The organism is Candidatus Pelagibacter sp. HIMB1782, from assembly GCF_052047475.1.
Classification (GTDB): domain Bacteria; phylum Pseudomonadota; class Alphaproteobacteria; order Pelagibacterales; family Pelagibacteraceae; genus Pelagibacter.
On record NZ_JBNAKE010000002.1, the window covers coordinates 185,613 to 209,707 of the forward strand.

Sequence of the window (24,095 nt, forward strand, 5' to 3'; positions counted from 1 at the left end):
GAATTATTAATTATTCAAGCGTAGCTGAAAACTTTATTTGTGTCTAGGCTTAGAGTTTAACTCCAAGGGAACGGACTGTTAGAAGTAGGATGAAGTTCACCCTTCTCGTAACGGTTGAATCTAAACGGCTTCAATAAATCACTTTCAGTACCAAGAATTTCTTTTGCAACAAGTTCACCAACACCAATCATTTTATATCCGTGATTAGCATCAGCAATCATGTAAACGTTTTCAAAAAATCTATCGAAGATAGGAAAAGAGTCAGGTGTCATACATCCTAAACCACCCGATGGTCCTTTTCTGTATAAGTCTGATTTTCCTTCAAATCTTTTTTGGCAATGCGCAAGTGCTGAACACCACATTTCACTAAAAGCGTCTGTTGTTTGATACTCTGGAGATTCAATTCCATAAGGATCAACATTTACTTGATCAAAATGTTTTTTAACAATGTAAGGAGAAGTTCCACCTTGTACACCTAAACCTTCGATATCAGGTTTATAATAAATTCCCCAAATTTTATCTGTTAATAATTTTTTTGTTTTGTCAGAGTATAAAGGTGCTGTTGAGTCAACGTGAACCACAGGTGGTTGTTTACCATCATTTGTTTTTAAGAAATCTGGCTCAACACCGATAACTCCTTCTTGAAGCATCCAGTAAGTCCACATATCAGTTTCATGCATCTTACCATCTTTACCTTTTATGTGAGCTGTCTTTGGTAGCTCTAACATATTCCAAAAATCTCTTGCCCATGGTCCTGCACCAACAACAACTTGTTCGCACTCAATAGTTCCCTTGTCAGTTTCAACACCAGTTACTGCTTGACTGTTACTTCCTTTTTTAAAACCAGTTACTCTTACACCTTTCATAACTTGAACACCATTAGATGTAGATTTACTCTCTAAAGCTTTAATTGAATCTTTATTAAATGCGTATCCACCTTTTTTCTCATGAAGTACAGAAGTGATGCCTTGAGCTTGCCAATCATCAAAAATTCCCTTCATGTAATTTGTGCAATCTTTTTCACCTTCAATAAAAACAGACTCATATCCAATTGCTTTTTGCTGTTCATATATACTTGCAACATCTTCATGCATTACTTCTGGAGATATCTGTAAGTATCCAACTGGATTATATTTAAATGCTTTAGGATCACTTTCCCAAACTGAAACTGAATGTGCCATCAATTCTCTCATTGCTGGCTGAAAGTAATTATTTCTTACAACTCCGCATGCAATTCCACTTGCACCAGCAGCTGTATCTTTTTTTTCTAATACAACTATGTCACCAGGATTTTTGTAAGTTTCTGAAAGTTTCCATGCAGTACTTAAACCGTGTATTCCACCACCGATTATCACTACTTTTGCTTTTGAAGGTAATGTCGTCATATCAAAACACTATTTTTTGATGCGAGCAATTAATATAATTATTTATAGAAGTAAATTTTATATATAAAAATTAGATATTTTTTTCAGTTATCAAAATTTATTTAATAACTTATGTTTTTGAGCGTATCTAAATAGTCATTAAACTCTTTAATAAATGACTCGCTTGGGACTATATTTTTAATTCGCTGGTCAGTTGAAGTTTTTTCCAGTTTAAAGAATCCTTTTTCACATGCCTCTGTAATTATTAATGCTGATTTTGGCCTAGATGTTTTAAATAATTTTGTTTTTAATTCTTCAACAGATAATTTTGTACCTTCTTTAAATGCTGACATAACTAACAACATCATATGATAATGAGAAGGTGACTTTCTAAAAAAATAATTACTAGAGGTATGGGACTGTTTCATTTGTTCTTCCCAAAAATCTAAAAGGGTCTTTTTTTCTTTTGGCATTTTTTAAGATCTTACTCTTGATTTAGTTGGATCATAGAATGGAAATCCTACGACTTTTGCACTAATTCTTTTTTGGTGACCATCAATTTTTCCAACTTCAACTTCTGTTCCAATTTCTGAATATTGAGAATCAATTCTACAAAGAGCTACATTTTTATTTAGAGTTGATGATAGACATCCACTTGTAACAATACCCACTTGAGCTCTACCAATATGAACACAATCACCATGACCTGCAATTTCTTTTCCAATTAATTCTAATCCAACTAATTTTTTCTGTGGATTGTTTTTTCTTTTTATTAATTCTTCTTTACCTATGAAATCCTCTTCTTTTGTTTTTAAAGGAACCGCAAAACCGATCCCTGCTTCAAATGGGTCTTGTTGACCATCAAATTCATTTCCAAATAAAATTAACCCAGCTTCTATTCTAAGTTTATCAAGAGCAGCAAAACCAGCGGGAATTAAACCATCATCTTTTCCTGCTTCCATTAATTTATCCCAAACTTCAGGGGCATGGTTTGGATGACACCATACTTCATAACCAAGTTCACCTGTATAACCTGTTCTAGAAACAATTAGCGGAATACCTTGTAATTCTTCTATTCTACAAATTGTAAATCTAAACCAACCAAGCTCATCAATAGATGGTTGGGTAGGTGGTGTAAAAATTATCTTTTTTAAAATTTCTCTACTTTTTGGACCTTGTATAGAAACATTACTAATTTGGTCTGTTGAATTTTTAACATTTGCATTAAAATTTTTTTTCTTCGCTATTTCTTTTAACCATTCTCCAGCATACTCATCACCACATATCCATCTAAATCCTGTTTCGCTTAATCTTAATAATGTTCCATCATCAAACATCATTCCATTTTCATAACACATTGCAGAATATACAACTTGGCCAACTGATAATTTTTTGATGTTTCTTGTAAGTGTGTAGTTTAATAATTCCTCAGCATCTGGACCTATTATTTCAAATTTTCTAAGTGAAGATAAATCAATTAATACCGCATCGTTTCTACAGGCATTATATTCATTTACTATTCCGTGTTTCGTATAATCATTTGGAAGCCAAAAACCTCTTGCATCAACAAAATTTCTAGTAAGTTGTGATGTTCGTTCGTGGAAACCTGAATTTCTTGTTAATTTTTTTTCTGAATCTGTTTTCATTCGAAAAGCAAATGACTTTCTAAATTCTTTATTTTTGTCATAAGTTCTAACAAAAATTTCAGTAGGATTCCATGAATTACAAGCATCAATATCACTAGGACAAGCTGTAGTACCAATTGTTAAATCTTTTAACGCTCTAAACATTACATAATCACCAGGTCTAGAATAAGATTCATCAGATATTACTGAATTTAATCCAGCAGCTGAAGTATTAAAAAATAAATTAATTGCATGCCATCCTTTTTGTTTTTTAACTCCATATTTAGACATACTCTCAGTTAAATTATCAGAGCAATTAGGATGACCAAAGTAACCAGCATCTTCATAATATTTTGAAGTACATGCAAGATTAAAAGTATCATGTTTACCAACGGTATCTCTTATTACTTCTACTAAGGGTTCATGATCAGTATCATAAAATTTTGAATGCAATCCAGGACCAGGAAAAGTATTTCCCATAAAAGTTCTAGTTGTTTGCCAATCCAATCCTTTTTCTATTCCTTTTTCTAATTTTTTTGTATCAAATGCTACAAAGTCTGAACATTGTCTCCCAGTTGGACTTATGACTTGAATGTAATCTCCTTCTTTAACTTGGTAAGATGTTGAAGTTTCTTTATCTATGTTTTCTTCATAAAGTGGTTCAAAAACTGGATCAGGTATAACGCTTAGCTCTTTATCATTTATAATTTTTGCTCTTTTAATAAATATAGTTAAATCTGTCGGTGGATTTTGCTTGGTAACATCCATATCTTCACCAGGTGCAGCAAAGATTGCATAACATTTATCTTTTGATTTAATTTTAATCTTTTCTTCAGCTTTTGTATCAAGATCAAAAACTATTGATGATTTAGACTCTTTTATATTTAAATTTCTTTTTTTTAATTGGTAGTTTGTTGCTAGAATCGTTTCATCTTTTCTATTTAAGATATCTCTTATGAAATTTTTTTTACTATTTTCTTTTAAATTTAAAATACCTAATTCTGACTTTCCATCTTTATTAAAACAAATTATTTCACAGATCTGATTTCCTTCATCATTAATAATTTCTATTTCGTCATCAGGAAAAATTTGAAAAGCAGTAAGACCTCCTCCATTAACAATATGTCTCTCAACCCCAGGTGGAAGTATATTTAAGCCCGGATTTTTAATGTCTTTACTAGTTCCCAACATATAAATTTTGATGAGACTTTATTACATTCAAAATCAGTTGACTACAGTAATAAATATAGACATAGTCTCGATTATAATTTTAACAACAGGGGGAAAAAATGAAAAAAATTATTTCATTACTATCTGCTCTAGTTATTTCTGTTGTAAGTTTTTCAGGAATTTCAAATGCAGATAGCAAGAAGCCCATCGTAATCCCAACTCATAACTGGTCATCTCAAATCGTAATGGCTTACGTTATAGGTGGAATTTTTGAAAGCATGGGTAACAATGTAAAATATGTAAACGCTGACTCACAAGCAGTTTATGAATCAATCAGAATTGGTGACGTAACTATTTCTCACGAAGTATGGGAGTCAGCATTCGGTAAGTCATTTACTACTGCTCTAGATAAAGGTGGTTTACTTGACTGGGGTGATCATGAGGCAAGAACTCTTGAAGATATGGGTTACCCAAACTGGGTTGTTGAAAAAGGTTTATGCCCAGGTCTACCAGATTGGACAGCTTTAAAAAATCCAGACTGTGCTAAAAACTTTACAACACCTGACTCTCCAGATGGAAAAGGAAGAATGTTGGAAGGACCTCAAAGTTGGCATGGTGATTTAATTCCGCAAAGAGTTGAAGCTTTAGGTTTAGGTGATCTTTGGTGGGTTAAATTTGCTGGAGGTGCAGATGCACTTTGGGCTGAATTAGCAGCGGCTGAAAAAGAAGGAAGAGGAACTATAATCTTTAACTGGACACCAAACTTTACAGATGGCGCTGGTTTTACATTTATTGACTTCCCTCCATACACAGCAGGTTGCAGACCAGAAGATGGTGGTGATGGTAAATGTGGTTCTCCTGATGGATACTTGAAAAAAGCAGTTCATGAGGATTTCCCAAAAACTCACCCAGATGCAGCAGCAGCATTTAAAAAGATGTCATTCTCAACAAGTCACATTGGTGCGATGGCAGCTTTAGTTGATGTTGATAAAATGACTCACGAAGATGCAGCTAAAAAATGGTTAGCTGACAACGAGTCAGTTTGGAAACCTTTTACTAAATAAGGGTAAAAGTTAAAAAAATTAAAATCTCCCCCAACTTGTTTGGGGGGGATTTTTTTTTATTCTAATTTGTGTAAAGTGACAAAATGAAAAAATTTCTAATTTTCATATTTTTAATTTCTTTAATTAACTCATCTGCATTTGCTCGAAGTACAGGATGTAAAGAAGGAAATTGTGAAAATGGTTTTGGTAAATGGATTTATACCGATAAGACAACTTATGAAGGTGAATGGGTTGCAACAAAAAAAGAAGGCCAAGGAGTTGAGACATGGCCTAACGGATATATTTACAAAGGTGAATTTAAAAATAGTCAATGGAGCGGAAAAGGAGTTTTGACTTTTCCAGATGGATCTACTTATGACGGTGAATGGTCCAAAGGTTTCATGAATGGACAAGGAACATTTACTTGGGCAGATGGTAAACAAAAATCAGGCACTTGGGTAAACGGAAAGTTACAAGAGTAATGTCAAAAGAAAATAGTTTAAATAAAACTGAAGACAATTCAAACTCAACAAAGCAATTTATTGGATTAGTTATTGTTACAGCAATAGTGATAGCTTTTTTTGCTGTTTTAAATGGAATATTTGGAGGGGGAGATGAGCTTGTAGAAAAAATGAAATTAGAAGAACAAAGAATTGCTGAAGAAAGAAAACTAAGTGAATTAATATCTAAATTACCTTCAGGAATATTAGTATCCTTCGATGGAACTGACCACTATAGATTAACTGATGAAGTATATGAGCAAGTATGTAAAGCTACGAAATTAATTCCACAAAGAGCAATTATGGGTGCTAATTTTTTAAATTTTAGAGCTCATGAGATTTATACAATAAACGGAAATAAAATTGATGAAACTTTTGTCAAATGGGATCAAGAAAAAGGCAAGTGTTATGCAGGTTTTACAGTTAGTGGAAACAATGTTGGGGTAGATGAAACTATTACAGTTAGTGGTGAAGCTTTGAGTTTTTTAAGCACAGGTATTGATACAAGAGTTTACTATATTAAGAATTTTTAATGATGAAAGGTTACAATAATTAACATTTAAATTTTATTAAATTTCATATAACTTTGAAAAGATTTATGTCTGAGACTGTTATTAAGTGTGAGTCAGTTTATAAAATTTTTGGTGAGAATGCCAAAAAAATGCTTGAAGAATCTAACGGTAATGTAGATGCAAAAACATTTCAAGAAAACGGCTGCATAGTAGGAGTCAACAACGCTTCGTTTGAAGTTGCAAAAGGAGAAATGCTAGTAGTAATGGGTTTATCTGGATCAGGTAAATCGACATTACTAAGATGTATTTCAAGATTAACAGATGCAACTGGAGGAAAAATTTTTATAGAAGGTCAAGACCTATTAGAATTAAACAATAAGGAATTAATTGAGCTTAGACGAAATAAAATGGGAATGGTTTTTCAAAGCTTTGCCTTGTTGCCTCACAAAACGGTTGTAGAAAATATTGCTTTCCCACTTCAAATAAAGGGTATTAAAACTGAGGATAGTATTAGTAGAGCAATGGAAATGGTCAAGCTAGTTGGACTTGATGGTAGAGAAAACTATTTTCCAAGAGAACTTTCAGGAGGTCAACAACAAAGAGTTGGGATTGCTAGATCTTTAGCAGTGGAACCTGATATTTGGTTCTTAGATGAACCTTTTTCAGCATTAGACCCACTAATAAGAAAGGAAATGCAGGACGAGTTTTTAAGATTGCAAGAAAAATTACAAAAAACAATTATGTTTATCACCCATGATTTTGACGAGGCTTTAAAATTAGCGGATCGAATTGCGATCATGAAAGATGGTATTATAGAACAGCTAGATACTCCTGCCAACATTGTTTTAAATCCAGCTACAGAATATGTAAGAAAATTTACTGAAGAAGTTCCAAGAGAAAAAGTTTTAGTGATTGAGGATGTAATGGATAGTTCAAATAAAGATAATTTAGGAGATGTAAAAGTTTCAAAAGATGACATTATTGAAAATGTTGCAGAAAAAATTCTTACCCAAGAAAAAATTGTAGGAGTGGTAGACTCCAATAACAATATTATTGGTTCAATAAAACCTTCAACAATCATTGATACAGTTTTTGGAGGAAGAAAAAATAGTAGCTAGACCATGGAATATTTAAAAAAATACCCGAAGTTGTTTCAATGGATATTTTTGCTGGTTGTATTTTTTGCTCTATGTTTTGCAATAGATGTTCCTGAAACTTATAAATTTATAAGAGGCCAAGCAGAATTTGTAAAAGATCCTAACCAAAGTGTTTATTTTTTTCTAGGTAAAGAAGTTCGATATTATGCGTTTGATGTGTTTTGGAGATTACCACCTCTACTTGGTTGGTTGCCTATTTGGATAAACGACTCTTTATTTTTCTTAATGAACGAGTGGATGCCAATGGAGTTTTGGAATGAAGATACTCAAGAGTTTAAAACAAGACCGCTTTTATTAGAGATTAGTAGAAATTTAACGTCTTTTATGACGTTTTTGATTGAGTTGATTAGAGAAATTTTACTTGGTGGATTAGAAACTATAGTAGCATTCACTAGCTGGGATTTTATTGATGCTTATCCTTGGTTAGAATTACCAGGTTTACCTTGGACTATCGTTGCAGCCGGAGCAACAATACTTGCATATAAACTGAGTGGTATAGGACTTGCTTTATTTGCAGGTTTAACAATGGTCTATATTTCAATATTTGGTCAGTGGAAACCTTCAATGCAAACACTTTCTTTTATATTAGTGGCTGTTCCTCTGTCATTTGCATTCGGTATCAGTTTAGGTATTGCTGCTTACAAAAGTAAAAGAGTTGAAAATGCTTTGTATCCAATTCTTTTGGTGATGCAAACTATGCCTCAATATGCAGTATTAGTTCCTGCACTTGTTTTATTTGGCGTTGGTGATCATGCAGCTGTAATAATTACAATGGTAGTAGCAGTTCCACCAATGATTTTATTAACTATACTTGGACTACGAGCAGTTCCTCCAGAAGTCATCGAAGCAGGAAGAATGAGTGGATGCACAAACTGGCAGCTGATGACCAAAGTACTTATTCCAACCGCAAGAAGAGATATCTTAATCGGAGTTAACCAAGTAATTATGGTTTGCTTTTCTATGGCAGTAATCTCTGCATTTATTGGTGCTAAAGGATTAGGATTTAATTTATTGCTTGCTTTAAACCAACTTAACATTGGTCTCGCTCTTGAAGCAGGTTTATGTATTAGTTTGATTGCAATTCTATTAGATAAAATGTCATTAGCGTGGGCAAATCAACAACAAGATTATTTCGGTAATCTTACTTTTTTCCAAAGAAATAAAAATATTATATTTTTTGGTGGATCAATAATTGTTGGAGCTATTCTTGCTTATATTGGGACATTTATTTTTAAAGATACATTTAATTATTTATTTGAAGTTCCACACAACAAAGGATTTTCGACAGCTGATTTTTGGAACAAGGGTGTTGATTGGATTTTTGATACATTCTTTGTTTATATAAAAGCATTTAATACATGGTTAATTACAGAGGTGCTTCAACCAATGAGAGCTTTATATTTAAGAATGCCAGCTGTTGCCACTTTAGTATTAGCTGTAGGAGCTGGTTATCTAATTGGAGGAATTAGATCAGCATTAGTTGTTGCTGCTTTAACTTTATTTATAGCATTAAGTCCATGGTGGGATAGAGCATTGGTTACATTGTACATGGCAACTTTTGGAGTAGTTGTTTCTTGTTTAATAGGCTTTACGGTTGGAACTTTATGTTTTCAAAACAAAAAGTCTGCAGCATTTATGTTAGGGGTTTGCGATATTTTTCAAACATTCCCATCGTTTGTATACTTAATTCCAGTAATGATGCTATTTGGAATTACAGATACTTCAGTTTTAATTGCAGTAATTGTTTACGCAACAATTCCAGCAACCAGATATACTATTGAAGGGTTAAGAAGTGTACCTGCTGGTTTGCATGAGGCAGCAACTATGTCTGGTGTTAATAAATTTCAAAGATTAACTAAGATTGAATTTCCATTAGCTTTCCCACATATGATGCTTGGAATAAATCAAACAATCGTATTTGCTTTATTTATGGTCATTATTGGAGCCTTTATTGGAACAGAAGATCTAGGCCAGTACATTTTAAAGGCATTGTCAGATAAAAATGGAGCTGGAATAGGATTAACTCTAGGTATCTGTGTTGCTTTCATAGGATTGATTTTTGATAATTTAATCAGAACTTGGGTTGAGAAAAGAAAAAAACACTTAGGTATAGCTTAGTCCATTGAAAAAATTTATTATTTCTATCGATCAAGGAACAACATCATCAAGAGTAATTTTATTTGATACAAAAGGTAATATTGTTTTTGTTTCACAATTTGAATTTAAACAATATTTTCCAAAAAATGGATGGGTAGAACATGATCCGAATGAGATCTGGTCCACAACACTTAAAGCTTTAAAACAAGTAATAAATAAAGCAAAAAAATTAAAAGGTCACATACTTACAATTGGAATTACAAATCAAAGGGAAACCACAATTTTGTGGAATAAGAAAACAGGAAATCCAATTTATAATGCAATTGTATGGCAAGATAGAAGAACCCAAGATTACTGTAAATTGCTTAAGAAAAAAAATTATGAAAATCTATTTAGAAATAAAACTGGATTATTTATAGATCCATATTTTTCAGCAACAAAAATTAAATGGATTTTAGATAATGTTAAAATTTCCAAAAAACTTCTTAGTTCAAATGATTTATTGTTTGGGACTGTAGATACATTTTTAATTTGGAAATTAACAAAAGGTAAGCAGCATTTAACTGAAGCATCTAATGCAAGCCGAACAATGCTGTATAATATTAATAACAATAAATGGGACAAAGAAATTTTAAAAAAACTAAATATTCCACTTAAGATTTTACCAGAAGTCAAAAACTCAGCAGATAATTTTGGAAAAACAGATAAAAAAATTACAGGGGTCGAAATTTCAATTTCTGCAGTTCTTGGTGATCAGCAGGCTGCAGCATTTGGACAAACTTGTTTTGAAAAAGGATCTATAAAAAGTACATATGGTACTGGTGCATTTGTTATTATGAATACTGGTCCAAAAAAAATTAATTCGAAAAACAAATTACTGACTACTATTTGCTATCGATTAAATAATAAAAATACTTACGCCTTAGAAGGTTCAATTTTTATAGCTGGCGCAGGAGTACAATGGCTAAGAGATAAAGTAAAATTGATCAAAAAAGCACCTGAAACTGAAAAAATTTCAAAATCATCTAAAACTAATGATGGTGTTTTTGTTGTACCAGCTTTTAGCGGAATGGGAGCACCTTATTGGAGACCAGATGCAAGAGGAGTAATCACAGGACTAACAAGAGACAGTGATTGGAAAAGTATAGTGAGAGCAACAGTAGAATCTGTTGGTTATCAAAGTTTTGATTTGTTTGATTCAATGAACAAGGATGGTTTGAAACCAAGAATAGTTAAGGTAGATGGTGGAATGGTTGCAAATAATTGGTTCACACAATTTTTAGCTGACATTATTAACTTAAAAGTAGTTAGACCAAAAATATTAGAGACAACTGCTTTGGGTGTAGCTTTGTTAGCTGGACTTCAAATAGGAGAATATAAATCTTTAAATCAAATCAAAAATATGTGGAAAAAAGATCGTGTTTTCTCTCCAAATATTAAAAAAACATTAAGAAACGAACTTTTAGCGGGGTGGAAACTAGCAATTAAAAAAACTTTAGCCTAACTAGTCTTATGAAAGAAGTTTTAATAATAGGAGCGGGCGCAATGGGTGCTGCATTTACCTTTCCTCTTGCTGACAATAATCATAAAGTAACTTTAACCGAGCCTTACAGCAAAGATCTCTTAAATAAATTAATAACAAAAAAAAAATTTCATCCAGCCTTAAAACTTAAATTATCAAAAAAAGTTTCTATCAAAAAATTTTCATCAGAATTACTTAATCAAAAATGGGACTTAATTGTTGTTGCTGTAAGTTCTATTGGAATTGAAATGGTTAGACAGCATTTAAAAAATATAAAAAGAAAAGTTTCTATTCTCGTTTTGACCAAAGGTCTTAAATATGATCGAAATAATAAAAAAATTATTACCATGTCTGAGCAACTAAACAAAGGAAATCAAAATTTAAATATTTCGGTATTGAAAGGTCCTTGTTTAGCAAAAGAGTTAGCAAAAAAAATCAAAAGTTACACTGTGATAGCAAATAAGAATATTAATATTGCAAAAAATATAGGAAAATTAATATCAACTAAATATTACAAAACAGAATATTCAAGTGATGTAAAAGGCGTTGAATTTTCATCTGCAATTAAAAATATATATTCAATGATTATTGGATCGGGCGAAGGTGAAAATACTGCTTCAGCTTTATTTAGAAAATCATTAGAGGAAATGGAATATTTAATAAAATATTTTAGAGGTAAAAAAGAAACAGTTCATGGGTTAGCTGGAGTGGGCGACTTATATGTTAGTGCAGTTGGAGGTAGAAACAGTAAAATGGGTGAATATTTAGGAAAAGGTTTTACTTTTAAAGTTGCAAAAAATAAATTTATGAAAAATGATACAGTTGAGGGTGCAGATCTTGCTAGAGAGATAGCACCCTATATATTGAAAAAAATTAATAAAAATAAAATACCACTTATGCATGCACTATTAAGTGCAATCACAAAAAATAAAAAATTAAAAGTTAACTATTAATTATTTATTTAAAAACGTCTTCATCGAGTCGTCCATTGCAGTTTCCCATGGAGTATGGTGTATAGGTGCAACAGAACCTGTGACAGGTGATGAAAACGATTTATTTCTGTAAGTTAAAATATCTTCTACTTTATGATGTTCCCATTCTTTGAAATGTTTTCTAATTAATTCAAAATCTATTTTTGGATAATCAGACATATCATGAAGTTCTTTTGTGTACTCAGTTTGAAAATCAATCATTTGATCTGGGTTTTCTAATTTTTCCTCCATCGCAACCCATTTATTGATATCTTTGTTGATTTCATCAGCACTTGGCATTTTAATTTTCCCCATAATCACATCTCTTGCAAACCAAGCTTGGCAATCAAACATATTAAAAGTATGGAATTGATCTTGCATACCAAGATATAAAAGTTTGTGATTATCTTGCCAAACAACTCCTTTGTATAATTTCGGTGGATATAATCTGTTGTGTGTTTTTAACTTAATACTTTCATCTAAAAATGGAAAATGATGCAAGTATCCTGTGCACAAAATTATTGCATCTGCATCTTGTTCAGTACCATCTTTAAAAATTGCTTTTTTTCCTTCCAATCTATCCAGATAATGAACTTCTTTCATACCTTTAGGCCATTTAAATCCCATAGGTGCGTTTCTATATCCAATAGTCACACTTTTAGCTCCATATTTATTACACTGTAAAGCAACATCTTCAGCTGAATAACTGCTTCCCAAAACTATCACATCTTTTCCTCTAAATTCCTCTGCATCTCTAAAATCATGTGAGTGCATTATTCTTCCTGGAAAAGAATTCATTCCTTTATATTCAGGTATAAAAGGAACCGAGAAATGGCCAGTAGATACAACTAAATAATCAAATGTATTTTTTGAAATTTCATCTTTAGCTTTGTCTTGATAAGTAATTTCAAATTTTTCATTGTTGAAAGTTACATTTGTAACTCTTGTGTTTAGTTTTATTTTATTTTTAATTTTACCTTTGCTTACTCTTCCAAGAATATAATCTTGTAAAACTTCTCTTGGCGGAAAAGAAGGAATTGGCTGTCCAAAATGTTCATCAAAAGAATAATCTGCAAACTCTAAACATTCTTTAGGGCCATTTGACCACAAATATCTATACATACTATTATGAACCGGGTCTCCATATTGGTCACTACCTGTTCTCCAATTATAGTTCCACAAACCTCCCCAATCTTCTTGTTTTTCAAAACAAACTATTTCAGGAATTTTTTCACCTTTATTTTCTAAGTGTTCGAATGCTCTTAACATTGATAGACCGCAAGGTCCTGCTCCAATAATTGCAATTTTACTCATTGTATTTTCTCCAGTTTATAAATATGCTTTCTAAATATAAACAAATTAAAAATAAAATTACAATATAATTATTAACTCAAGATGGCAGAGATAAATATTTCTAACATAAATAAATCTTTTGGATCTACGCATGTGATCAAAGATGTGTCTTTAGATATTAAAAGTGAATCTTTCACTGTATTGGTTGGGCCAAGTGGATGTGGTAAATCAACAATGTTAAGAATGATAGCTGGCTTAGAGGAGATCAACTCAGGAACAATTTCAATAGACGGACAAGTTGTGAATGATCTTCCACCAAAGGAAAGAAACATAGCAATGGTCTTTCAATCTTATGCTTTGTATCCACATATGACTGTATTTGATAACATGGCTTTTGGATTAAAGATTGAAAAAAAATCTAAAGAAGAAATTACAGAAAGAGTTATGGAGGCTGCTAAAATTCTTCAAATTGAAGAATACTTAGAGAGAAAACCAAAACAATTATCAGGAGGACAAAGACAAAGAGTTGCAATTGGTAGAGCCATTACAAGAAAACCAAAAGTATTTTTGTTTGACGAACCTTTGTCTAACTTAGATGCAGCTTTAAGAGTTCAGATGAGAGTAGAATTAGCTAAATTGCATGATCAATTAAATGCAACAATGATTTACGTTACTCACGATCAAACGGAAGCAATGACACTTGCGGATGATATAGTTGTATTAGATCAAGGTATTGTTTCTCAGAAAGGATCACCTTTAAAACTTTACAACGAACCTGAAAATTTGTTTGTAGGTGGATTTATTGGCTCTCCAAAGATGAACTTTATTAATTCTAAAGTTATAAGTTCCAATAATTCTGGAACTGAAGTTGAAATTTCAGGACAAGGAAAAATTATTGTTCCAAAAACTTCAGATAAAGTTTCACCTGGAGATAATGTAAAGATTGGTATCAGACCTGAGCATATCTTAATAAATAGTGGTGAAAAATGTTGGGAGAGTAAGGTATTCGTGATTGAAAAATTAGGTTCATCTACTTTTTTATATCTAGAAAAAGAGGGGGAGCCATTAGTAGTCCAAACTGATGGTGCCAGTAAAGTCAACGTTGGAGATAGTCTTAGTTTGGGGCTTGATCTGAGCAAATGCCATTTATTCGACAGCAATAATTTAGCCTTTAAATAAAGGTTTTTTTTATAGTTTTTAAAATTACCCCATAACAGGGATGACACTATTGCATAAGAAATTTTTTCTAAAAAATATTAAGGTTTAAAAAAAATAATTAACAAGAGGTAATTATGTTTAAAAAAACTTTAATATTATTATCTGCTGTAACATTTTTTATAAACAATGTTGCTTTTGCAGATATCAAGTTTTGGACAACTGAAACTCAACCAGCAAGAATGGCGAAGCAAGAAGATATGGCTAAAGCCTTTGAAGCAAAAACTGGTATTGCAGTTGAAGTTATTCCAATCGATGAAAAAGAATTAGGTAAAAGAGCAACAGCTGCAGCTGCAGCAGGTGATTTACCTGATGTAATTTATCATACACTTCAATATGTATTGCCATGGGCTGAAGCAGGAATTTTAGATGTAGATGCTAACAATGATGTAGTTAAAGAATTAGGCAAGAAAACATTTGCACCAGGTGCTTTGAGCATGGCTAAAAAAGGAACTAAGATAGCTGCTGTTCCTGTAGATGGTTGGACACAAATGATCGTTTATAGAAAAGATCTATTTAAAAAAGCTGGCCTAGAACCACCAACAAGTTATGAAAACATCGTTAAAGCAGTAGAGGCATTATCATCTGACGATATGTTTGGTTTTGTAGCTGCAACTAAAACAGATGAAAACTTTATGAGTCAAGTTTTAGAGCATGTTTTGTTGGCTAACGGAGTGAATGTTGTAAAAAAAGGTGGAGTACAAAATCAAGGCTGGAAATTAAAAAGAGCTTTAGAGTTTTATAAAACAATCGCTAAAGCAAGTCCTGAAGGTGAATTATATTGGAAACAGTCAAGAGAACTTTATTTTGCTGGAAAAACTCCAATGATTATTTGGTCTCCATTCATTATGGATGAACTTGCTGGTTTAAGAGATTCAGCACCACCAACAATTAATGACGATCCAACATCAAGCGAGTTAGCATCAAAAACTGGTTTTATTACTAACTTTAGTGGACCAGGTAATAAAAAAGGTGCTGCTTGGGCAGATGTGAGATACTTTGGAATAACGGCAGATGCTGACACTGATGAAGCAAAACAATTTATAATGTATTCAATGGATGAAGGTTATACTAGTACATTATCAATTGCACCAGAAGGTAAGTTTCCTGTAAGAAGAGGTAACTCAACTGATCCTGAGGCTTTCACTAAAGCTTGGAGTAAATTACCAGTTGGTGTTGATAGAAAAGCTGCTTTGACGGATTTGTACTCAGCAGACGTTATCAATAATATTGTTGCTGGTTTAGATACTGCGAGTAGATGGGGAGTTAAAGAAGGCGAACTTTCTAGAGCTTCTAAAATTATCAATTCTCAATTCTTAAACCGTATCACAAGATTGTATATTGATGATCAAATCGATGTTGATGAAGCAGTAGATATGATCAATACTGCATTAAAACAGTTCAATTAATTTTAATTTTTTTAAAAAAGCGGATAATATTATTTATCCGCTTTTTTTATGAGTAATTCACTTTCAAAAATAGAAAAAAGAACTGCCTATGCTTTAACTTTGCCTGCAGTTCTAATCGTATTTGCAATAGTATTATTTCCAATATTTTCAAATGTTTGGATTAGTTTTAAAGAAGTTCAATTAAAAGATATAAGAATTCCAGAGCCACGAGCCAAAAAAATAGTTAAATCTATTAAAAACGAAGATTCAAAAATAAAGATTATCTATAAATTAAGAAATAGTTCCTTAATTCAAGATATTAGAAACGTTAAATTTCAGGATAAATTCCCAAGTAATGCTCAGCCTATAGATTTAGATGAGAGATGTAAGTTCACCTCAAATAAAGTTAAGTGTGATTTTGGAGACTGGTCAAAAAAATACAGAGAGCAATTTGTAATTTTTTTTGAGACAAAAAATGGTGAAAAAATTGATAAAAAACAATTTAAATTAAATAAACCTAATTTAAAAGGTAAAGCAGATAATATTCTTCTCACAAGTGATTTTACTTTGTCAAATTTTAAAAAAGTAATCACAAATTATGAATTTAAAGATTTATTATTAACAACATTTTATTATACTTTTTTTGGAACAGTGGGTGCAATTGTTTTTGGAATTTTGTCAGCCCAAATGGTAAATCAAAAGTTTAGAGGTCGAAGCTTTGTTAGAAGTACGTTATTGTTTCCTTATGTAGCTCCTGTTGTGGCCTTGGCGTTTACTTGGGAACTTCTATTAGATCCTAATAGCGGTACTTTAAATAATCTATTACTGAATTATAGTATAATAGATAAGCCAATAAATTTATTAGGTCAAAAGTATGTATCAATTTTTGTTTTTGGTTTTGAATTTAAATTAAGATTAGCGCTAACAACTGTGATTATCTTTGAAATCTGGAGATATTTCCCTTTAGCTTTTCTTTTTATATTAGCAAGACTTCAAGCAGTTCCTAAGGAACTTTATGAGGCAGCAGATATTGATGGAGCAGGCCCTTACACTAAATTTATGAATATAACATTGCCGCAGATTACAGCAGTGATTTCAATTTTGTTTATGATTAGATTTATTTGGAATTTTAATAAGTTTGAAGATATTTTTCTATTAACAGGTGGTGCATCAGGAACGAGAACACTTCCAATTAATGTTTATGAACAGGGTTTTTCAATAGGAAATATTGGAATGGGATCTGCTGTATCAATGGTGATTGTATTATTACTTTTATTTTTTATGTTAATTTATTTTAAGCTTATAGGAAAAAGAGCCAATGAGAGTTAAATCAATTATCACTTTCAGTTTAATTTCCTCATTTTTTTTATTTTCTTTAATTTCTATTTGGAAAATTTTATCCACATTACAAGGAATTGAACTTAAAACTTTAAATTTTAATTTTTATTTTTTAAGTGGAATTATAATTTCCATTATTTCAATTTTCTTAAGTAAAAAATTAAACAAGTTATTTAAAGTAATTTTATTAGCATCTGTGTTTGTTTTAGTTGATTATTTTATTAATAGTTCTTTACCTATTTGGCATTATATAGGTATATTTTTGATCCTATTATTTTTTGTTAATAAGCTGTTTAATTATAACAAGAAACATTTTAGTTATGATTTTTCTGCACAAATTATATTTTTTGATTTTTTAACTTTGTTTGGAATAATCTTTTTTTCTTTTGTAATTTTATTCCCATTTTACTTGATGTTAGTAACAAGTTTCAAAACTCAAGCTCTTTTATTAATTAATCCTTTAGATTTCAGTGTAGATTTAACACAAGATATCAAAACCTTATTCAAATCCTATATTATAGTTTTTACTGAATATAATTTTGGCAGGTACATGCTTAATAGTTCAATTGTCTCAGTAGGTACGGTTATAATTACATTATTACTTGGGATCCCAGCAGCTTATGCAGTTGCAAGATTAAACTTTTTTGGAAAACACTTTTTGTCTACATCTATTTTAATAATATATATGTTTCCTGCGATAGTGCTCGTAATTCCTCTCTACACTGTTTTTAGCCAGTTAGGTTTAAGAAATTCTGTATTTGGATTATTAATTATTTATACGGCTACAACACTTCCAGTGGCAATTTATATGCTCCAAGGATATTTCAAAAGCATACCAAAAGAACTTGAAGAGGCAGGTATAATGGATGGACAAAATTGGTTTGGAATAATTGTTAAAATCATTTTACCTTTAAGTTTACCAGCAATTGCTTCTGTAGCATTATATGTATTTATGATTGCTTGGAATGAATTTTTATTTTCACTGATGTTTTTAGATAGCCCTAGCTCATTTACACTATCAAGAGCGATACAGTTTTTAAATGTTGGAGCTGAAACGCCTAGACAATATTTGATGGCTGGTTCAGTAGTTGTAACCTTACCAATTTTATTTATTTTTGTTTATTTTGAAAAATATTTAGTTAGTGGATTAACATCAGGGAGCGTTAAGGGTTAATGAGTATGTTAAAAAGAGAAGCCGAAAATATTTTATTAAATAATAGGTGTGAGGGATACACTCTGCCTACAAATAATAAGTTATACCCAGCACAATGGAATTGGGACTCAGCATATATAGCACTCGGTTATTCTTATTTTAATAAAGAATACGCAATAGTTGAGCTAGAAAAGTTGTTCGAGGGACAATGGTCTGATGGTATGATTCCTCATATTTTATTTCATCATAAGGATGAAAATTATTTTCCAAATCATAATACGTGGCAGTGTGGTGAAAAAATTCCATCATCTGGAATAACTCAACCTCCTATAGTTTCAAGTATTTTAAAATTAATGTTGGATAAACATGAATTTAGTTCTAGTGAAATGGAAAGAATTTTGAATTTAGTAAAAAAAACAAAAAATTATTTAGAATGGTTTTATAATTATAGAGACCCAAACGATACTGGTTTAGTCTCTATATTGCATCCATGGGAAAGTGGCACAGATAATTCACCTTTATGGGATTTTCCTTTAAGTAAAATTTTAGTTGAAGAAAATCTTGAATACAAAAGAAGAGATTTAGATGTTTCAAGTAGTGATGTACGACCACTTAAAAGAGACTATGATTGTTACATTAGTCTTTTAAATCAGTTCAGAAATGAAAAATATAATCCTGAAAAACTCTATGATATTTCAATGTTTAATGTTGCTGATATTGGTTTTAATTCATTGTTTCTGAAAGCTTGCAAAGATCTAGTCGATATTGCATCAAAAAATAATATTGAATGTACATCAATTCAAAAAAAAATAACAAAAACTGAAAGTAAATTGATTAGTCTGTATAATCAAAAAGATAATTCGTTTTATTCATACGATGTTTTAAATAAGCAATCATTAGATATCCCTTCTATTACAAATTATTTTATTTTGTTTGCAGATATTCAAAATAAAGAAATTAATAACTCAATAATTCAAAGTTTAAAAAAGTATAATTCTAATGAAAAATATTTCTTTTCTTCAATAAAGCCTGATAGCAAATATTTTGAGGAGATAAGATATTGGAGAGGACCTGTTTGGATTAATTGTAATTGGATTTTATACAAAGGATTATTGGAAAAAGACTTGGATTTTGCCAACAAAATCAAATCACATACATTAGATATAATACATGAAAAGAATTTTCACGAATATTACAGTTGTAAATCAGGAACTCCTTATGGTGCTAATAACTTTTCTTGGTCAGCAGCTTTATATTTGGATTTAATAAATTAAAAGTCTAGTGGAATGGAATTCTCTTCCACAAGTTTTTTGAAAAAATAATATGATTTTTTAGGTGTTCTTTTTAAAGTTTTAAAATCTACATGTACTATTCCAAATCTCTTTTCAAATCCTAATGCCCATTCAAAATTATCCATGAATGTCCATGCAAAGTAACTTTTAACTTTAGCTCCATCATCAATAGATTTTTTTACAGCAGTTAAATATTTTTTAAAATAATCAATCCGATCCGTGTCATTAATTTCTCCATTTTTTTCAATTAAATCTGGATATGCAGCACCATTTTCAGTTAAATAAATATCTGGATTCCCATAATTATTTTTTAAATCCATAATTTGATCATAATAAGCATCTGGAACAATTTCCCATCCCATAAGAGTTAACTTTGTATCTTTATCTTCAAGACCAAAAGGTAATTCATCATTAACTGCCCCTCTTGCCTTGAGCAAATTATTGTTATCAGCTTTTATTCTATAATGTTGATAATGGTTTAATCCTATAAAATCATTTTTTTGAAAAATAGTTTTCATGTCATCTTGTTGAATATGTTTTGAGACATCATCAATTAATAATTCTGGATACTTTCCAAGATACATAGGGTCAGCAAATGATCTATTCCAATAAGTATCAAATAATTTAGTAGCATGAAGATCTTCACTTGATTTTGTAGCAGGAATGCAGGGTGCCATATTAAATGAACAGCCAATTTTAATTTTATCTTTTAAAGATTTCATTGCTTGAAAAGCTTTACCATGTGCAAGATTAACATTATGTATTGATGCAAAATACTTCTCTAAATCTTTGTATCCTGGAGCCATGTACCCATCTACATATCCATAAATTGTAAAAACAGCTGGCTCATTAAATGTGATAAAATGATTACATCTGTCTCCAAAATTTTTAACAACAGCCTCCGAATACTCTGCAAATATATTTGTCATGTCTCTATTTGCCCAACCTCCTTTATCTTGTAGAGATTGAGGAAGGTCCCAATGATATAAAGTTATGAAAGGTTCAATATTGTTTTCTAAACATTTGTCTATTAACCGTGAATAAAAATCTATTCCTTTTGAGTTTGTTTTTCCAATCCCGTCCGGAATAATCCTAGTCCATGCTAAAGAAAATCTATAGGAATTTAGATTTATATTAGCCATCAACTCAATATCTTCTTCGTATCTATGATAATGATCTACAGCAGTATCTCCGTTTTCATTATTTTTTACCTTCCCAGGTGTATGTGTGAAAGTATCCCAAATACTTTTACTCTTTCCATCTTTATCAATAGCACCTTCTATTTGGTAACTTGCAGTTGCAGTTCCCCAAAAAAAACCATCAGGAAATTTGTTTTTCATATTAATTAAATTTTGGTATCCAATTTTTGTGAGCTATTAATAACTCATCTACCATAGAACTTATTTGATCTAAACTTAATAAAGAAGAAGTAAGTGGATCCAACATAGCTGCATGATAAATAGCATCTTTCTTTTTAGTTCTTAAAGCTTCAACAGTTAACTGTTGTACATTTATATTAGTTTTCATTAGGTTTGCTAAATGCATAGGTAAATCACCAACTTTTTGTGGGTTAATTCCCTCATTATTTATTTTACATGGTACTTCAACACAACAATCATCCGGTAAATTAGAAATTAACTTATTATTTAAAACATTTCCATTAATTGTGTCTTCTTTTCCTTCTACAATTGATACAATTATTCGTGAAGCATACTCTAAAGACTTCTCACAAACAAATTTTTCTCCATCTAATAAATTTTGCTCTTGTTGATACCACTCTTTAATTTGTTTTTTGCACCTTCTAATATATTCATTAATTGGAATATTGAATTCACTTAATAAGTCCTCTCTGTTATTTTTAATAAACCAAGGAGTATATTCTGCAAAGTGTTCAGATGATTCTGTAACAAAATATCCAAATTTTTCTAAAACTTTATATCTAACTTCATTCGTGCATCCGTCCCAATTGGTTCCAAATGTTTTTTCTTTTCCAGCTTTAAAAATTTTAGGATAAAGATTTTCTTTTTTTCCATCAGAATTAATTTTTTCAAACTTAGTATAAAAAGACATATGATTGATACCTGAACATTCATAACTAATATTTTTAATATCCTCACCAATATCTTTTGCTAAATCTTCAGCAGTTCCTTGTACAGAATGACAAAGCCCAACATATTTAAGCTCAGGGGCAAATTTAGACAATGCTAAACAATTAATTGCCATAGGATTAACATATTGCAACATAGTTGCAGTTGGACAAACTTCATTCATGTCATTTGCAACGGACAATAAAGCTGGGACAGTTCTCAATCCTCTCATGATTCCACCTATTCCTAAAGTGTCACCAATAGTTTGTTTTAATCCATACTTTGCTGGAATTTCAAAATCAATAACTGTGGAAGGCTCATAACCTCCTATTTGAAACATTAATATTACGAAGTCAGCTCCACTGAGTGCTTTTTTTTGATTTTTTTCAATTATAATTTTTGGATTTACACCTATTGATTTTGCAACTTTTTCTGCGACTAAATTTGAGGTTTTTAATCTTCTTTCATCAATATCTTGCAAAACTATTTCACAGTTACTGAATTTTTTTTCAAGCAAAATATCTGTAAGTATATTTTTCATAAATACAGTACTTCCTGCTCCAATAAATGTAACTTTAATCATATTAACCCTTAGTTGCTCCAAGAGTTAATCCAGCAATAAAATGTTTTTGCATTAAGAAAAACATAATAACGGGAGGTATCGCAGCAACAATGGATCCAGTTGATAACAAGTGATAAGCTGTAATCCATTGACCATTCAATGATTTTAATCCAGCAGTAATAGGCATTGCATGATCACCTTGTATTAAGACAGTTGCCCAAAAATAATCATTCCAAATAAATGTAAAAATTAATACACAAAGTGCTGCTATAGCTGGTCTAGTTAAAGGTAATATTATTTTCCAAAATATTTTAAATTCAGATGCTCCATCAATTCTTGCAGCTTCAATAAGTTCTTGAGGTAGAGCTTTAATAAAATTTCTCATAAAAAGTGTGCAAAAGCCTGTTTGAAAAGCTACGTGAAATAATACTAATCCTGTAATGGTGTTATAGAGACCAATCTTAAAAGTAAGATCTCTAACTGGTATCATTAAAATTTGAAATGGAACAAAGTTTCCAGCTATAAAAATAAAAAATATTGTTAAATTTGTCTTAAATTTATAGTTTGCAAGAGCAAAGCCAGTCATACAACTTAAAGCAACTGCTCCTAACATTGTTGGTATAGTTACTTTAAAACTATTTAGAGTATATTTAATCATTGGGGTGTTAGTAAAAACATCGTGTAAATTTGAAAAAAGTAAAAATTCACTTGGTGTTCCCCACATGTTTCCAGCTGTAATATCTCCTAGGCCTCTGATAGATGTCATTAAAATACCAAATATTGGTATCAGCCAAATAATTAATGAGATAGGTAAAAATATTTTATAAATATATCGATTTACAACTGGTCTTTGATGAATAGGAGTAGGGAACATTTAGTTATTATCCTCTCTTTCATTTCGATACATTCTGTATATGAAAAACAAAATATAAAACATCATTATTGTAAATAAAACAGTTGCTATTGCTGACCCGTATCCCATTCTGTAACCATATTCACTTAAAGCTTGCTCAAACATGTAGTACGCCAAGACATTTGAATATCCATATGGACCTCCTTGAGTCATTATTGCTACCATATCGAAACTTCTTAGTGCACCAATTACAGTAACTACAATTGCTAGAAAAGTTGCGGGTCTAAGCTGTGGGAGTACTATGTTCCAAAATAAATGAAACCCTTTAGCGCCATCCATTCTTCCAGCTTCGATTTGTTCAGGGTTAATATTATTAAGTCCTGTTAAATATAAAATTAAACAATAAGCAATTTGAGGGTATAGACCTGCAAATATTATCCCATAAGTAGCAGTATCTTCATTTGCAAGAATTGAAAATCCCTCTAACCCAATGAAATTTAGAAAGGGTGCAATGACTCCATAATTTGGTTGGTAAAACCAGGTAAATATTAGACCAATAACCACTTGAGATATAACAAATGGAAAAAAAAATAGAGATTTTACTAGTCTTATTCCAAAAACAACTTGATTTAAAAATATCGCTAACCCTAGACCAATCGGAACAGCTAGCATGAAAAATATAAGCCATTTAAAATTATTCCAAAGTGAAATATAAAAATATTCATCATCTAGTAGCTCAATATAATTTTGTAGACCAACATATATCGAAGGGGATAGGCCATCCCATTGATAAAAAGATATACCAATAGATACAAATATTGGAGCTATTACATAAATGAAAAAAAATATTAAACCTGGAGCTAAAAAAATCCATGGGCTTATTTTAATTTGATTTCTTTGCCACCAAGTAATTCTTTTTGCTTTTGAATTATTTAGTTCCATTTAGTTCTATT

At 31.0% G+C, this 24,095-nt stretch carries 20 protein-coding genes; 12 read left to right on the forward strand and 8 right to left on the reverse strand.

Translation table 11 applies throughout. From position 1 onward, the window contains the following. Positions 1 to 56: 56 nt before the first annotated feature. The 3 genes from ACTTAO_RS05565 to gcvT all read right to left on the reverse strand — a co-directional run bounded on the left by ACTTAO_RS05565 (position 57) and on the right by gcvT (position 4,180). Positions 57 to 1,385: an NAD(P)/FAD-dependent oxidoreductase gene (locus ACTTAO_RS05565; protein ID WP_440614090.1), complete on the reverse strand. Its 1,329-nt coding sequence runs from the start codon at positions 1,383 to 1,385 to the stop codon at positions 57 to 59. 101 nt (positions 1,386 to 1,486) lie between these two features. Next, positions 1,487 to 1,837, reverse strand: a complete 351-nt coding sequence (locus ACTTAO_RS05570; protein WP_262590395.1) for a hypothetical protein — start codon at positions 1,835 to 1,837, stop codon at positions 1,487 to 1,489. 3 nt (positions 1,838 to 1,840) lie between these two features. Continuing rightward, entirely contained in the window at positions 1,841 to 4,180 is a 2,340-nt protein-coding gene (gene gcvT / locus ACTTAO_RS05575) for a glycine cleavage system aminomethyltransferase GcvT (protein WP_440691296.1), read from the reverse strand. Between the two features lie 98 nt (positions 4,181 to 4,278). Between gcvT and ACTTAO_RS05580 the strand changes: the two genes are divergently transcribed. The 7 genes from ACTTAO_RS05580 to ACTTAO_RS05610 all read left to right on the forward strand — a co-directional run bounded on the left by ACTTAO_RS05580 (position 4,279) and on the right by ACTTAO_RS05610 (position 11,943). Then, positions 4,279 to 5,223 (forward strand): ABC transporter substrate-binding protein, encoded by a 945-nt coding sequence (locus ACTTAO_RS05580; RefSeq protein ID WP_440677155.1) that lies wholly within the window; start codon positions 4,279 to 4,281, stop codon positions 5,221 to 5,223. 83 nt (positions 5,224 to 5,306) lie between these two features. After that, positions 5,307 to 5,684: an MORN repeat-containing protein gene (locus ACTTAO_RS05585; RefSeq protein WP_440633621.1), complete on the forward strand. Its 378-nt coding sequence runs from the start codon at positions 5,307 to 5,309 to the stop codon at positions 5,682 to 5,684. Continuing rightward, positions 5,684 to 6,235 (forward strand): hypothetical protein, encoded by a 552-nt coding sequence (locus tag ACTTAO_RS05590; protein ID WP_262590399.1) that lies wholly within the window; start codon positions 5,684 to 5,686, stop codon positions 6,233 to 6,235. Before ACTTAO_RS05585 ends, ACTTAO_RS05590 begins: the two co-directional genes overlap by 1 nt. A gap of 65 nt (positions 6,236 to 6,300) precedes the next feature. Next, positions 6,301 to 7,332, forward strand: coding sequence for a quaternary amine ABC transporter ATP-binding protein (locus tag ACTTAO_RS05595; RefSeq protein WP_440691298.1), 1,032 nt, complete (start codon positions 6,301 to 6,303; stop codon positions 7,330 to 7,332). 3 nt (positions 7,333 to 7,335) lie between these two features. After that, positions 7,336 to 9,489, forward strand: coding sequence for an ABC transporter permease (locus ACTTAO_RS05600; RefSeq protein ID WP_440633619.1), 2,154 nt, complete (start codon positions 7,336 to 7,338; stop codon positions 9,487 to 9,489). Between the two features lie 4 nt (positions 9,490 to 9,493). Further along, entirely contained in the window at positions 9,494 to 10,972 is a 1,479-nt protein-coding gene (gene glpK / locus ACTTAO_RS05605) for a glycerol kinase GlpK (RefSeq protein ID WP_440691300.1), read from the forward strand. A gap of 8 nt (positions 10,973 to 10,980) precedes the next feature. Continuing rightward, positions 10,981 to 11,943 (forward strand): 2-dehydropantoate 2-reductase N-terminal domain-containing protein, encoded by a 963-nt coding sequence (locus ACTTAO_RS05610; protein ID WP_440691302.1) that lies wholly within the window; start codon positions 10,981 to 10,983, stop codon positions 11,941 to 11,943. Here ACTTAO_RS05610 and ACTTAO_RS05615 read toward each other — a convergent pair whose 3' ends face one another. Further along, positions 11,944 to 13,275, reverse strand: coding sequence for an NAD(P)-binding domain-containing protein (locus ACTTAO_RS05615; protein ID WP_440691304.1), 1,332 nt, complete (start codon positions 13,273 to 13,275; stop codon positions 11,944 to 11,946). A gap of 81 nt (positions 13,276 to 13,356) precedes the next feature. On the opposite strand from ACTTAO_RS05615, the gene ACTTAO_RS05620 reads away from it, so the two are divergent. The 5 genes from ACTTAO_RS05620 to ACTTAO_RS05640 all read left to right on the forward strand — a co-directional run bounded on the left by ACTTAO_RS05620 (position 13,357) and on the right by ACTTAO_RS05640 (position 19,622). Then, on the forward strand, positions 13,357 to 14,433 hold the full coding sequence (locus ACTTAO_RS05620) for an ABC transporter ATP-binding protein (RefSeq protein WP_440691306.1): 1,077 nt from the start codon (positions 13,357 to 13,359) through the stop codon (positions 14,431 to 14,433). A gap of 113 nt (positions 14,434 to 14,546) precedes the next feature. Further along, complete coding sequence (locus ACTTAO_RS05625; protein WP_440691308.1) at positions 14,547 to 15,878, forward strand: ABC transporter substrate-binding protein; 1,332 nt, start codon at positions 14,547 to 14,549, stop codon at positions 15,876 to 15,878. Between the two features lie 48 nt (positions 15,879 to 15,926). Beyond that, the gene (locus ACTTAO_RS05630; protein WP_440691310.1) at positions 15,927 to 17,186 is read left to right on the forward strand and encodes a carbohydrate ABC transporter permease; all 1,260 of its coding nucleotides are present in this window, start codon (positions 15,927 to 15,929) and stop codon (positions 17,184 to 17,186) included. Then, positions 17,176 to 18,369, forward strand: a complete 1,194-nt coding sequence (locus tag ACTTAO_RS05635; RefSeq protein WP_440691312.1) for a carbohydrate ABC transporter permease — start codon at positions 17,176 to 17,178, stop codon at positions 18,367 to 18,369. Before ACTTAO_RS05630 ends, ACTTAO_RS05635 begins: the two co-directional genes overlap by 11 nt. After that, positions 18,369 to 19,622 (forward strand): MGH1-like glycoside hydrolase domain-containing protein, encoded by a 1,254-nt coding sequence (locus tag ACTTAO_RS05640; RefSeq protein ID WP_440691314.1) that lies wholly within the window; start codon positions 18,369 to 18,371, stop codon positions 19,620 to 19,622. Before ACTTAO_RS05635 ends, ACTTAO_RS05640 begins: the two co-directional genes overlap by 1 nt. On the opposite strand, the gene ACTTAO_RS05645 is transcribed toward ACTTAO_RS05640, so the two are convergent. The 4 genes from ACTTAO_RS05645 to ACTTAO_RS05660 are packed head-to-tail and all read right to left on the reverse strand — an operon-like array spanning position 19,619 to position 24,084. Next, on the reverse strand, positions 19,619 to 20,980 hold the full coding sequence (locus tag ACTTAO_RS05645; RefSeq protein ID WP_440691316.1) for a GH1 family beta-glucosidase: 1,362 nt from the start codon (positions 20,978 to 20,980) through the stop codon (positions 19,619 to 19,621). The genes ACTTAO_RS05640 and ACTTAO_RS05645 overlap by 4 nt on opposite strands. A gap of 1 nt (position 20,981) precedes the next feature. Beyond that, complete coding sequence (locus tag ACTTAO_RS05650; RefSeq protein WP_440691318.1) at positions 20,982 to 22,310, reverse strand: alpha-glucosidase/alpha-galactosidase; 1,329 nt, start codon at positions 22,308 to 22,310, stop codon at positions 20,982 to 20,984. Between the two features lies 1 nt (position 22,311). Beyond that, positions 22,312 to 23,163 carry a carbohydrate ABC transporter permease gene (locus tag ACTTAO_RS05655; protein WP_440691320.1) on the reverse strand — a complete coding sequence of 284 codons (852 nt, stop codon included), beginning with the start codon at positions 23,161 to 23,163 and terminating at the stop codon, positions 22,312 to 22,314. Further along, a complete protein-coding gene (locus ACTTAO_RS05660) occupies positions 23,164 to 24,084 on the reverse strand; it encodes a carbohydrate ABC transporter permease (protein WP_440691322.1) in 921 nt (306 codons plus the stop codon). It abuts the gene before it with no gap. Positions 24,085 to 24,095: the final 11 nt, after the last annotated feature.

Coding starts and splice junctions, on each gene's coding strand:
- ACTTAO_RS05565 (WP_440614090.1), bottom strand. CDS start 1,385: ATGACGACATTACCTTCAAAAGCAAAAGTAGTGATAATCGGTGGTGGA.
- ACTTAO_RS05570 (WP_262590395.1), bottom strand. CDS start 1,837: ATGCCAAAAGAAAAAAAGACCCTTTTAGATTTTTGGGAAGAACAAATG.
- gcvT (WP_440691296.1), bottom strand. CDS start 4,180: ATGTTGGGAACTAGTAAAGACATTAAAAATCCGGGCTTAAATATACTT.
- ACTTAO_RS05580 (WP_440677155.1), top strand. CDS start 4,279: ATGAAAAAAATTATTTCATTACTATCTGCTCTAGTTATTTCTGTTGTA.
- ACTTAO_RS05585 (WP_440633621.1), top strand. CDS start 5,307: ATGAAAAAATTTCTAATTTTCATATTTTTAATTTCTTTAATTAACTCA.
- ACTTAO_RS05590 (WP_262590399.1), top strand. CDS start 5,684: ATGTCAAAAGAAAATAGTTTAAATAAAACTGAAGACAATTCAAACTCA.
- ACTTAO_RS05595 (WP_440691298.1), top strand. CDS start 6,301: ATGTCTGAGACTGTTATTAAGTGTGAGTCAGTTTATAAAATTTTTGGT.
- ACTTAO_RS05600 (WP_440633619.1), top strand. CDS start 7,336: ATGGAATATTTAAAAAAATACCCGAAGTTGTTTCAATGGATATTTTTG.
- ACTTAO_RS05610 (WP_440691302.1), top strand. CDS start 10,981: ATGAAAGAAGTTTTAATAATAGGAGCGGGCGCAATGGGTGCTGCATTT.
- ACTTAO_RS05615 (WP_440691304.1), bottom strand. CDS start 13,275: ATGAGTAAAATTGCAATTATTGGAGCAGGACCTTGCGGTCTATCAATG.
- ACTTAO_RS05620 (WP_440691306.1), top strand. CDS start 13,357: ATGGCAGAGATAAATATTTCTAACATAAATAAATCTTTTGGATCTACG.
- ACTTAO_RS05625 (WP_440691308.1), top strand. CDS start 14,547: ATGTTTAAAAAAACTTTAATATTATTATCTGCTGTAACATTTTTTATA.
- ACTTAO_RS05630 (WP_440691310.1), top strand. CDS start 15,927: ATGAGTAATTCACTTTCAAAAATAGAAAAAAGAACTGCCTATGCTTTA.
- ACTTAO_RS05635 (WP_440691312.1), top strand. CDS start 17,176: ATGAGAGTTAAATCAATTATCACTTTCAGTTTAATTTCCTCATTTTTT.
- ACTTAO_RS05640 (WP_440691314.1), top strand. CDS start 18,369: ATGAGTATGTTAAAAAGAGAAGCCGAAAATATTTTATTAAATAATAGG.
- ACTTAO_RS05645 (WP_440691316.1), bottom strand. CDS start 20,980: ATGAAAAACAAATTTCCTGATGGTTTTTTTTGGGGAACTGCAACTGCA.
- ACTTAO_RS05650 (WP_440691318.1), bottom strand. CDS start 22,310: ATGATTAAAGTTACATTTATTGGAGCAGGAAGTACTGTATTTATGAAA.
- ACTTAO_RS05655 (WP_440691320.1), bottom strand. CDS start 23,163: ATGTTCCCTACTCCTATTCATCAAAGACCAGTTGTAAATCGATATATT.
- ACTTAO_RS05660 (WP_440691322.1), bottom strand. CDS start 24,084: ATGGAACTAAATAATTCAAAAGCAAAAAGAATTACTTGGTGGCAAAGA.